This window comes from Kitasatospora sp. NPDC101447 (genome assembly GCF_044767225.1).
Classification (GTDB): Bacteria; Actinomycetota; Actinomycetes; order Streptomycetales; family Streptomycetaceae; genus Kitasatospora.
Genome location: NZ_JBIWNL010000071.1, coordinates 1 through 11,798, shown reverse-complemented (window position 1 = coordinate 11,798; position 11,798 = coordinate 1). Strand labels below are relative to the sequence as shown.

The following is an 11,798-nucleotide window of genomic DNA, read 5'->3' as shown; positions in this document are numbered from 1 at the left end:
CGCCTTCACCACACCCAACAGCGCCACCACCAACTCCACCGACCGCGGCAGCACCACCCCCACGAACGACTCCGCACCAACCCCCCGCCCGATCAACCACCGAGCCACCCGGTTCGACCACGCATCCAACTCCCGATACGTCAACGACCGCCCACCAGCAACCACCGCCACCGCATCCGGCGTCCGCTCCACCTGCTCACCGAACAACACCGGCAACGACACATCACGGACAACCCGCGACTCACCGTTCCAGCCGACCAACACCCGCTCACGCTCACCCGCCACGAACACATCCACCCCGCCGACCCGACCCTGCGGGTCCGCGACCAGCGCGGACAGCACCCGCACGAAACGCTCCGCAAGCGCCTCCGCCGTCCCCCGGTCGAACACATCCGTGCTGAACTGGAGCGCGCCGCGCAGGCCGCCGGGCGTGCCGGTGGAGCCGTGCGACTCGGCGAAGGAGAAGCCGAGGTCGAACTTGACCCGGTCGGTCTCCAGCGACTTGTGACGGACCGTCAGGCCGGGGAGCTTGGCGATCTCGTCCAGGGCCTCGACCGGGCCCGCGTTGTTGAGGTTGAGCATGGTCTGGAAGAGCGGGTGCCGGGCGAGCGAGCGCTCCGGGTTGACCGCCTCGACCAGCCGCTCGAACGGCAGGTCCTGGTGCGCGTACGCCTCCAGGTCGGCCGCCCGCACCCGCTCGATCAGCTCCGCGAACGTCGGATCGCCCGACACGTCCGTCCGCAGCACCAGCGTGTTGACGAAGAACCCGACCAGGTCGTCCAGCGCGTCATCGGTGCGGCCCGCGATCGGCGTGCCCAGCGGGATGTCCTCCCCCGCCCCCAGCCGGCTCAACAGCGCCGCGAGCGCCGCCTGCAGCACCATGAACAGGCTGGCCCGCTGCTCGCGCGCGACCCGGGCGAGGCTCTGGTGGAGTTCCGGGGTGAGCTCGAAGGTGACGGTGTCGCCCCGGTGGGTGGCGTGGGCCGGCCGCGGCCGGTCGTACGGCAGCACCAGCTCCTCCGGAAGGCCTGACAACGCCTTCTGCCAGTAGGCGAGTTGGTGGTGGATGGGCCCCTCGGCGGCGGCCGCGTCGTCGGAGCCCAGCAGCTCGCGCTGCCAGAGGCTGTAGTCGGCGTACTGCACCGGCAGCGCCGGCCAGGCCGGGGCCTCCCCGGCGACGCGCGCCGCGTACGCGGTGGTCAGGTCGCGGGCGAGCGGCGCGCGGGACCAGGCGTCGGTGGCGACGTGGTGGGTGAGCAGCAGCAGGACGTGCTCCTCGGCGTCGAGCTCGAAGAGCCAGACCCGCAGGGGGGTGTCCGTGGTGAGGTCGAAGGTGTGGCCGGCGGCGGTCAGCAGGGCCTCGTCCAGCCCGGCCTCGTCGGTGCGCACGACGGTGAGGTCCACGGGGCAGTCGGCGCCGAGGACGATCTGGTGCGGGCCTTCGGCGTCCTCGGCGAGGACGGTCCGCAGGCTCTCGTGGCGGGCGCTGAGGTCGGCGAGGGCCAGGCCCAGTGCCGTCCGGTCCAGGGCGCCGGAGAGTCGCAGGGCGACCGGCGAGTTGTAGGCCGCGCTGGGGCCTTCGAAGCGGTTGAGGAACCAGAGGCGCTGCTGGGCGTAGGACAGCGGGATCCGCTCCGGGCGCGGCACGGCGGCCGTGAGGGTGGGGCGGGCGCTGCCGTTGCCGGTGTCGAGGGCCCCGGAGAGGCCGGCCACCGTGGGGGTGTCGAAGAGCTGGCGGATGGCCATCTCTGCGCCGAGGGTGGAGCGGATGCGGCTGACCAGCCGGGTGGCGAGCAGGGAGTGCCCGCCGAGCTGGAAGAAGTCGTCGTCGATCGACACCGACTCCACGCCCAGCGTCTCCGCGAACAGACCGCACAGGATCTCCTCACGCGGCGAACGCGGCGCCCGCCCGGCGGACTCCGCCCCGTACTCCGGCGCCGGCAGCGCACGACGATCCAGCTTCCCGTTCGGCGTCAACGGGAACGCCTCCAGCACGACGAACGCCGACGGCACCATGTACTCCGGCAGCCGGCCGGCCGCCAGCGCCCGCAGCTCGTCGGGCGTGACGGTGCGGCCGCCGGTGGCGGCGTAGGCGACCAGGCGCTTGTCGCCGGGCTGGTCCTCGCGCAGCAGGACGGCGGCCTGGGTGACGTGCTCGTGCGCGGCCAGCACGGCCTCGATCTCGCCGAGTTCGATGCGGTAGCCGCGCAGCTTGACCTGCCCGTCGCCGCGGCCGACGAACTCCAGGAGCCCGTCGTGGTTCCAGCGCAGGACGTCGCCGGTGCGGTACATCCGGGAGCCGGGCGGCCCGTACGGGTCGGCGACGAAGCGCTCGGAGGTGAGCCCGGCCCGGTGCCAGTAGCCGCGGGCGAGGCCCGTCCCGGCGATGTAGGCCTCGCCCGGGACGCCGGCGGGGACGGGGCGCAGCGCGCTGTCGAGGACGTAGACCCGGGTGTTCCAGAAGGGGCGGCCGACGGGCACCGGGCCGGTCGGCGAGGGGGCGCCGGCGGGGATGCGGTACTGGACGCTGTTGACGGTGGCCTCGGTGGCGCCGTAGACGTTCAGCACGTCGGCCTCGGGGCGGCGGGCCCGCCAGCGGTCGATGACCTCGCCGAGGAGGAGTTCGCCGCCGAGCATGACGAGCCGGCTCGGGGAGGCGTCCGCGGGCAGCGCCTCCAGCAGGGCGAGGACGCTGGGGGTGCCCTTGAGGAAGGTGGGGGTGGGGCCCTCGGCGGCGGTCTCGTCGAGGTCGGCGACGCGGACCAGGCCGCCGGAGACGAGGGTCGTGTAGAGGGCGGTGACCGTGAGGTCGAAGGAGATCGGCGAGTGCAGCAGTGAGGTGCCGGTCATCGCCGGGTAGGCGTCGCGGGCCCACTGCAGGTAGGCGCCGAGGGAGCGGTGCTCGATCACGACGCCCTTGGGGCGGCCGGTGGAGCCCGAGGTGTAGATGACGTACGCCGGGTGCGCGGGCAGCAGGGCGCCGTGCCGCTCGGCGTCGGTGGGTGCGGTGGCGGGGCGGGCGGCGAGCTCGCCGGCCAGCGCGGGGTCGTCGAGCAGGAGGCGCGGGGTGCCGCTGTCGGGCAGGGCTGCGGTCAGCTCGCCGGTGGTGAGCAGCAGGGTGGGCCGGGTGTCGTCGAGCATGAACGCGATGCGCTCGGCCGGGTAGTCGGGGTCGACGGGCAGGTAGGCGGCCCCGGTCTTGAGGACGGCGAGGAGGGCGACGACCATGCCGGCGGTGCGGGGCAGGGCGATGGCGACGAACCGCTCGGGGGCGGCGCCGCGCGCGACGAGCAGGTGCGCCAGGCGGCTGGAGCGGGCGTCGAGTTCGGCGTAGTCGAGGGTGCCGTCCGGGCCGCTGACCGCGGGGGCGTGCGGGGTTCGGGCGGCCTGTGCCCGGAACAGGTCGAGGATCGTGGTGTCCTCGGGGACGTCGTGGGCGGTGTCGTTCCAGCGCAGCAGGGCCTCGTCGCGCTCGTCGTCGCCGAGCAGCGCCAGGCGGCCGACGGCCTGGTCCGGGTCGGCGATCAGGCCGTGCAGGACCCGGAGGAAGCGGTCGAGCACGCGCTGGGCGGTGGCCGCGTCGAAGACGTCGGGCCGGTAGTTGAGGCGGAAGCGCATGGTGTCGCGCGCGGAGGCGATCAGCAGCAGCGGGTAGTGGGTGGCCTCGCGGTTCTTGCCGGGGGCGAGGCTGATGGCGGCGCCGATGCCGGTGCCGGCGGTGCCGGTGCGGCTGACCGGGTAGTTCTGGAACACCATGGAGGTGTCGAAGAGTTCGCCGAGGCCGACGGCCCGCTGCACTTCGGCCAGTCCGAGGTGCTGGTGCGGGGTGAGCCGGGCCTGTTCGTCCTGGACGCGGGCGAGGAGTGTGGTGAGGGACTCGGCGGGCCGGATCCGGACCCTGGTGGGCAGGGTGTTGATGAAGAGCCCGACCATCCGCTCGACGCCGTCGAGCTCCGGGGGGCGGCCCGAGACGGTGGTGCCGAAGACGATGTCGTCGCGTCCGGTGTGGGTGCTCAGGGCGATCGCCCAGGCGGCCTGGACGACGGTGTTGAGGGTGAGGCCGCGGCTGCGGGCGATCTCCCCGAGTTCGGTGGTGTCCGCGCTGTCGAGGAGGGCCTGGACCTCGGCGCCGGCCACGGCGGCCCGGCCCGCGCCGGGGGCGACCTGGGTGGGCTCGGCGAGGTCGGCGTAGGCGTCGCGCCAGGCGGCGCGGGCGGCGTCCTTGTCCTGCCGCTCCAGCCAGGTGAGGTAGTCGCGGTAGGGGCGGACCGCCGGCAGGGCGGTGGGGTCGCCGTCGGTGTCGTAGAGGGCGAACAGCTCGCCCATGAGGACGGGCAGGGACCAGCCGTCCATCAGGAGGTGGTGGTTGGTCAGCACCAGGCGGTGGGTGTCGGCGCCGAGCCGCAGCAGGGTGAAGCGCAGCAGCGGGGGCCGGGCGACGTCGAAGCGGGTGGCGCGGTCGGCGGCGACCGCCGCGGCGGCGGCCGCGGCCCGCTCGTCCTCGGGCAGGCCGGTCAGGTCGGTCTCGGTCCAGGGCAGCCGGACCTCGCGCATGACGAGCTGGGCCCAGTCGCCGTTCTTGCGCTGGCGGAAGGCGACCCGCAGGTTGGCGTGGCGGGCGAGCAGCTTCTCGGCGGCGGCGCGCAGGGCGGCCGGGTCGAGGGCGCCCTCGATGTCGAAGGAGATCTGGACGACGTAGGGGTCGAGGCCGTCCTCGTCGTAGACGCTGTGGAAGAGCAGGCCCTCCTGGAGGGGGGCCAGCGACAGGATGTCCTCGATCTTCCGCGGGTTGCGACTCACTTCGTGGCCTCTTCGTCTTCAGGAGCGGTTACGTCGTCGGAGGCGGCGAACTCGTCGTCGCCGAACAGGTCGTCGAGCTCGTCCTCGAACGCCTCGATCTCGTCCTGGGTGATGGAGGAGAGGGAGACGTCGGAGGGGGTGAGTCCGCCTGCGAGGGGGTCGCGCGCGTGGGTGACGAGGGCTTCGAGCGCCTGGAACCAGAGCCCGGCCAGGTGCCGGACCGCGGTCTCGTCGAGGATCCCGTCGGCCCAGGTCCAGAAGGCGACCAGGCGCGGGCCGTCGGGGCCGTCCTCGGTGCGGGCGTTGAGTTCGAGGGGGTGCGCGAGGGGCAGGTGCGCGGGGTCTCCCGGGACGGCGTCGATGCCGCTCAGCGGGGTCCAGTCGGCGACCGGGCCGTCGCCGCCGGTGGCGAACCGCCCGAGGTAGTTGAAGGCGACCTGCGGTTCGGGCAGTCCGTCGAACCCGCTGGCGGTGGCGGGGTTGAGCCGGCGGACGAGCCCGTAGCCCATGCCCTTGTCCGGTACGGACCGGAGCTGTTCCTTGACGGCCTTGAGGGCGGTTCCCGCGGCCGGGCCGCCGGCGAGGGCGTCGGCGACGTCGGCGGGTCCGACGTTCAGGCGGACGGGGTACAGGTTGGTGAACCAGCCGACGGTGCGCGACAGGTCGGCGCCGTCCACGAGGTGTTCCTCGCGGCCGTGGCCCTCCAGGTCGAGCAGGAGTCCGGTGCCGTTGCGCCAGCGCGCCCAGGCCAGGGTGAAGGCGGTCAGCAGGACGTCGTTGACCTCGGCGTTGAACGCGGCGGGGACCCTGGTGAGGACGGCCTCGGTCACCTCGGGGGGCAGCACCGTCTCGATCCGGCCGGAGGTGCCGTGGGTGTCCCGGGCCGGGTCCAGGGCGCGGCGGCCCAGCAGCGGGTCGGCGGTGCGCAGCACGTCCTGCCACCAGCCGGCGTCGGCCGCCCGGGCGGGCTTGGCGGCTTCCTCGGTGAGGCGCTGGGCCCAACGGCGCAGCGAGGTGCCGACGGCCTGGAGTTCCGGCTCCCGGCCGGCGGCGACGGCCTGGTGGGCCTCGGCGAGGTCGGGCAGCAGGATCCGCCAGGACACGCCGTCGACGACGAGGTGGTGGATGACGAGCAGCAGCAGCCCGGGGGTGTCGGGGCCCCGGTCGACCCAGACGACCTGGACGACGCGGCCGGCGGCCAGGTCGAGGCGGTCGCGGGCGGCTTCCCCCGCGGCGTGGACGAGCCGGATCAGCTCCGGCCCGTCGAGTCCGGTGGCGTCGGCCCGGTGGACCGCGGTCGCGGCGTCGACGGTGCCGGGGGCCGGGACCTCCAGGCGCCGGTCGGGGGCCGGGGAGAGCCGGGCCCGCAGGGCGTCGTGGTGGTCGAGCAGGGCCTGGACGGCGCGGGTCAGGTGGCCGGGGTCGAGGCGGGCGGGGGCCTGGAGGACGGCGGACATGGTGAACCCGTCCAGGTCGTCGCTGCGGGCCAGCAGCCAGTGCTTGATCGGGGTGAGCGGCACCTCGCCGAGGCCCGCGCCGGGTTCCTCGGCCGGCGTGCCCTCGGCTTCGGTGACGACGGTGGCGAGGGCGGCGACGGTCCGGTGCTCGAAGACGTCCCGTACGGAGAGTTCGAGTCCGGCCCGGCGGGCCCGGCCGACCAGCTGGATCGACATGATGCTGTCGCCGCCGAGGTCGAAGAACCCGTCGTCGATGCCGACCTCGCGGACGCCGAGGACGTCGGCGAACAGGGCGCACAGCGCCTTCTCGCGTTCGGTGCGCGGCCCTTCGCCGGCGCCGGCGGACTGCGCCTCGGGGACGGGCAGGGCGGCCCGGTCGAGCTTGCCGTTGGCGGTCAGCGGCAGTTCGGCCAGGACGGTGACGGTGGCGGGGACCATGTAGTGCGGCAGCTGCTGCGCGATGTGGGTGCGCAGGGTGCGGCCGAGGTCGGGGTCCGCGTCGGGTTGCGCGGGCACCACGTAGGCGACCAGGCGGACGGCGCCGGGGGTGTCCTCGCGGGTGAGGACGGCGGCCGTGTCGACGGCCGGGTGCTCGGCGAGGACGGCCTCGACCTCGCCGGGCTCCACCCGGAAGCCGCCGATCTTGATCTGGTGGTCGGAGCGGCCGAGGAACTCCAGTTCGCCGCCGGCGGGCCGGCGCACGACGTCGCCGGTGCGGTACATCAGCGAACCGGGCGGGCCGAACGGGGAGGCGACGAACCGTTCGGCGGTGCGGTCGGGCCGGCCGAGGTAGCCGCGGGCCATCTGGGAGCCGCCGATGTACAGCTCGCCGCGCACGCCCGGGGCGACCGGCTGCAGCCGCTCGTCCAGGACGTGGGCGGCGGCGTTCCAGATCGGTTCGCCGATGGAGGCCGAGGCGGGCCACTCGTCGGTGTCCTCGGGGAGGGTCGCCGAGGTGATGGCGGCGACCTCGGCGGGGCCGTAGACGTTGTGCGCCATGCGCCGCCGGCCGGTCCCGCAGAATGCCCGCAGTTCGCTGCTGAGCCGGAACTGCTCGCCGCCCTGGAAGAGGTCGGTGAGCGAGTCGAGCGGCTCGCCGCGGTCCGCGGCGGCGGCGAGGACGGCGTCGATGACGAGGGTGGGGGCGAAGAGTTCGTTGATGCCGTGCCGGGCGATCCAGGCGGCCAGTTCGCGGCCGTCGACGCGGACGTGCTCCTCGGGCAGGACGAGGGTCTTGCCGACGACGAGCGCCTGGAGGATCTCCTGGACGGCGAAGTCGAAGGAGACGGCGCAGAACTGGGCGGTGCGGGTGCCGACGCCGCCGCAGTAGGTGCCGGCGTGCCAGCCGAGCAGGTTCATCAGGGAGCCCATCGGCATGACGACCCCCTTCGGGGTGCCGGTGGAGCCCGAGGTGTAGACGACGTAGGCCGGGTGGCGCGGGTCGAGCGGGCGGACCCGGTCTGCGTCGGTCAGGTCGGTGTCGGCCTCGGCGGACACGGCCCGTTCGACGGCCGGGTCGTCCAGGACGACGTCCCGGGCGTGCGGCTCGCCCAGGAGCGGCCGGTGGGCCGTGTCGGTGAGGACCGCGGCGGGGCCGCAGTCGTCCAGGACGGCGCGCAGCCGCTGCTCGGGGGCCTTGGTGTCGAGGGTGAGGTAGGCGGCGCCGGCCTTGAGGACGGCCAGCAGCGAGACGATCATCTCGGCGGAGCGCGGCAGCGCGATCACCACGATCGACTCGCCGCCCACGCCGCGGGCCGCCAGGTGGCGGGCCAGCCGGTTGGCCCGGGCGTTGAGCTCCCCGTAGGAGAGGGTGCTCCGCTCGGAGATGACGGCCGTGGCCTCGGGCACGTCGGCGGCCTGCCGTTCGACCAGCTCGGGGACGAACTGCGGCGGCACCTCGTGCGCGGTGCGGTTCCACTCGCCGAGCTGCCGGGCCTCACCGGGTGTCAGGACGTCGAGCTGCCCGACGGGGCGGTGCGGGTCGGCGGCGGCGGAGCCGAGCAGCCGCAGGAGCCGTTCGGCGAAGGCTCCGGCCGTCGCCCGGTCGAAGATGTCGGCGTTGTACTCGACCGCGCCGTGCAGGCCGGTGGGCTCGCCGTCGGGGCCGTGGGTCTCGTCGAGGAAGAAGGCGAGGTCGAACTTGGCGCGGCCGGTCTCCGGGGCCTCCACGTCGACGGTGAGGCCCGGCAGGCGCAGGACGTCGATGGCCTCCTGGTTGTTGTCGAGGCCGAGCAGCACCTGGAAGAGCGGGTGGCGGGCGAGCGAGCGGACCGGGCTGAGCACCTCGACGAGCCGCTCGAACGGCAGGTCCTGGTGGGCGTACGCGCCGAGGTTGGTCTCCCGGACGCGGGCGACGAGGTCGGTGAAGGTCGGGTCGCCGGAGGTGTCGGTGCGCAGCACGAGGGTGTTGACGAAGAAGCCGACCAGCTCCTCCAGGGCCGTGTCGGTCCGCCCGGCGATCGGGGTGCCGATCGGGACGTCCGTCCCGGCGCCGAGCCGGGTCAGCAGCCCGGCCAGTGCCGCCTGCAGCACCATGAACAGACTGGTGCGGGTCTCGCGGGCGAGGTCGGCGAGCGCGGCGTGCAGCTCCGCGGGCACCTCGAAGGGGACCCGGCCGCCGTGGTGGGACTGGCTCGGCGGGCGGGGCCGGTCGACGGGCAGTTCCAGCTGCTCGGGCAGGCCGGCCAGGGTCTGCTGCCAGTAGGTGAGTTGGCGCGAGATCTCGCTGTCCGGGTCGTCCTCGGAGCCGAGGACCTCGCGCTGCCACAGGGTGTAGTCGGCGTACTGGACGGGCAGCGCCGGCCAGGCCGGTGCCTCCCCGGCGGCGCGGGCCGCGTAGGCCAGCGAGATGTCGCGGGCCAGCGGGCCCATGGACCAGCCGTCACCGGCGATGTGGTGGACCACCAGGGTCAGCACCTGCTCCCCGGTCTCGGTGGTGAACAGCCAGGCCCTGAGCGGGAGTTCGGCGCGCAGGTCGAAGGCGTGGGAGGCGGCGGCGCGCACCCGGGCGGCGAGTTCCCCGGTGCCGACCCGCTCCTCGGCGAGCCGGGGCGGCGTGTGCCCGGCGGGCAGGACGATCTGCCGGGCGCCGGCCGGGTCGTCCGCGAACACGGTCCGCAGGCTCTCGTGCCGGGCCACCACGTCGGCCAGGGCGTCGCGCAGCGCGGCACGGTCCAGGTCCCCGGTCAGCCGGAGGGTGACGGGGATGTTGTACGTCGCGTCGGCGCCCTCCAGGTTGTGGAGGAACCAGAGCCGCTGCTGGGCGTAGGACAGCGGCAGCAGGCGCGGCCGCTCGACGGGCGCCAATGGCCGGCGGGCCCCGTCGGCGCGGGTGAACGCCTCGGCGAGGCCGGCGACCGTGGGGTTCTCGAAGAACGTGCGGATCGAGATCTCGGCGCCCAGGACGGACCGGACCCGGCTGAGCAGCCGGACGGCCGACAGCGAGTGGCCGCTGCGGTCGAAGAAGTCGTCGTCGATGCCGACGGACGGCACGCCGAGCACCTCGACGAACAGGGTGCACAGGATCTGCTCCAGCGGGCTGCGCGGGCCGCGGGACCGCGCGGGCAGCACGGCGGCGGCCGGTCCGGCCCCGGCCCGGTCGGCCCCCGGGGCCTCGGCGAGCCGCAGGTCGCCGTCGGCGGTCCAGCGGGCGGCGCGGTCGAGGCGGTACAGCCAGGCCGCGCCCGTCAGCGGGGAGGGCAGCAGGCGGTCCGGGTCGACGCCCGCCGTCCCGTCCGGCGCCGGGCCGTCGCCCGCGGCGTACAGCACGCCGGGGACGCCGGGCGGCACCGGCTGGAGGGCCTCGTCGAGGATCCAGGCGCGGGTGGGGGCCAGCGCGGCCGGGAGCCCGGCCCGGGACAGCGCCCCGGCCGCCTCGGGGCGGGCGGTGTCGCTCCACTGCGTCAGCACGGCGGCGCGCTCGCCCGCGTCGAGGAGGTCGGCGGCGGACAGCGGGCTGCCCGGCTCGGCGGCCACCGCGGCCAGCAGCCGCAGGAACCGCGCGCCGATCGCGCGGGCGGTGGCCTCGTCGAAGAGGCCGGTGCTGAACTCCAGGTCGGCGACGATGCCCGCGGGCCGGCCCTGCTCGTCGAAGCCCTCGGTCAGCTCGATGTTGAGGTCGAACTTGGTGTCCTCGATCGGCAGCCGCTCCAGCTCCACGGCGAGCCCGGGCAGCCGGGCGACCTCGGCGACGGTGGCCCGGGGGTCGGAGTTGTGCACGGTCAGGCAGACCTGGAACAGCGGGTGGCGGACCAGCGAGCGCTCGGGGTTGAGGGCCTCGACGAGTCGCTCGAACGGCAGGTCCTGGTGGGCGTACGCGCCGAGGTCGGCCTCCCGGACCCGGGCGACGAGGTCGGTGAACGCCGGGTCGCCGGAGGTGTCGGTGCGCAGCACGAGCGTGTTGGCGAAGAAGCCGACCAGCTCCTCCAGGGCCGTGTCGGTCCGCCCGGCGATCGGGGTGCCGATCGGGACGTCCGTCCCGGCGCCGAGCCGGGTCAGCAGCCCGGCCAGCGCCGCCTGCAGCACCATGAACAGACTGGCCCGGGTCCGGCCGCTCAGCACGTGCAGGTCCCGGTGCAGGGCGGCGGGCACCTGGAACGTGACCCGTCCGCCGCGGCTCGCGAGGTCCGCGGTCCGCGGCCGGTCCGCGGGCAGCGCCAGTTCCTCCGGCAGTCCGTCCAGGGTCCGCTGCCAGTAGGCGAGTTGACGCGAGATCTCGCTGCCCGGGTCGTCCTCCGAACCGAGCGTCTCCCGCTGCCACAGGCTGTAGTCGGCGTACTGCACCGGCAGTTCCCGCCAGTCCGGCGCCTCCCCGGCGGCGCGGGCCGTGTAGGCCAGCGACAGGTCGCGGGCCAGGGGCTGCAGGGACCAGCCGTCGCCGACGATGTGGTGCAGGAGCAGCAGCAGCACGTGCTCGTCCTCGGCGAGGGCGAACAGCGTGGCGCGCAGCGGGAGTTCGGCCGAGAGGTCGAAGCGGTGGCCCGCCCCGGCGGCGAGTTCGGCCGGCAGGCGGTCCTCGTCGGCCTCCCGGACGTCCAGCCCGACCGGGGCGTCGTACGGCGCCAGGATCCGCTGGGCGAAGCCCTCCTCGTCCTCGACGAAGAGGGTGCGCAGGCTCTCGTGGCGGGCGACGACGTCGGCCAGGGCCTCGCGCAGCGCCTGGACGTCCAGCGGACCGCGCAGCCGCAGGGCGCCGGGCGCGTTGTACGCGGTGCTGTCGCCGTCGAGCAGCTGGAGGAAGCGGAGCCGCTGCTGCGCGTAGGAGAGCGGGATCCGCTCCGGGCGCGGGACCGCGGCGGTGAGCGGGGCGCGGACACTGCCGTCCGCACGGTCGACGGCCTCCGACAGGCCGGCGACGGTGGGGGTGTCGAACAGCTGGCGGATCGGGAGTTCCACCGCGAGGAGACTGCGGATGCGGCTGACCAGCCGGGTCGCGAGGAGGGAGTGGCCGCCGAAGCGGAAGAAGTCGTCGTCGATCGACACCGACTCCACACCCAGGGTCTGCGCGAACAGCCCGCACAGCACCTCCTCACGCGGCGACCG

Annotated in this window: 2 protein-coding genes; both read right to left on the bottom strand. The window is 74.7% G+C overall.

Features of this window, described 5'->3' with window-relative positions:
- Nucleotides 1-4,800: amino acid adenylation domain-containing protein (locus ACIRST_RS41970; protein ID WP_402809983.1), on the bottom strand; the 4,800-nt coding region annotated here is incomplete at its 3' end.
- Nucleotides 4,797-11,780: an amino acid adenylation domain-containing protein gene (locus ACIRST_RS41965; RefSeq protein ID WP_402809980.1), complete on the bottom strand. Its 6,984-nt coding sequence runs from the start codon at nt 11,778-11,780 to the stop codon at nt 4,797-4,799. The genes ACIRST_RS41965 and ACIRST_RS41970, both read right to left, overlap by 4 nt.
- Between the last annotated feature and the right edge of the window lie 18 nt (nt 11,781-11,798).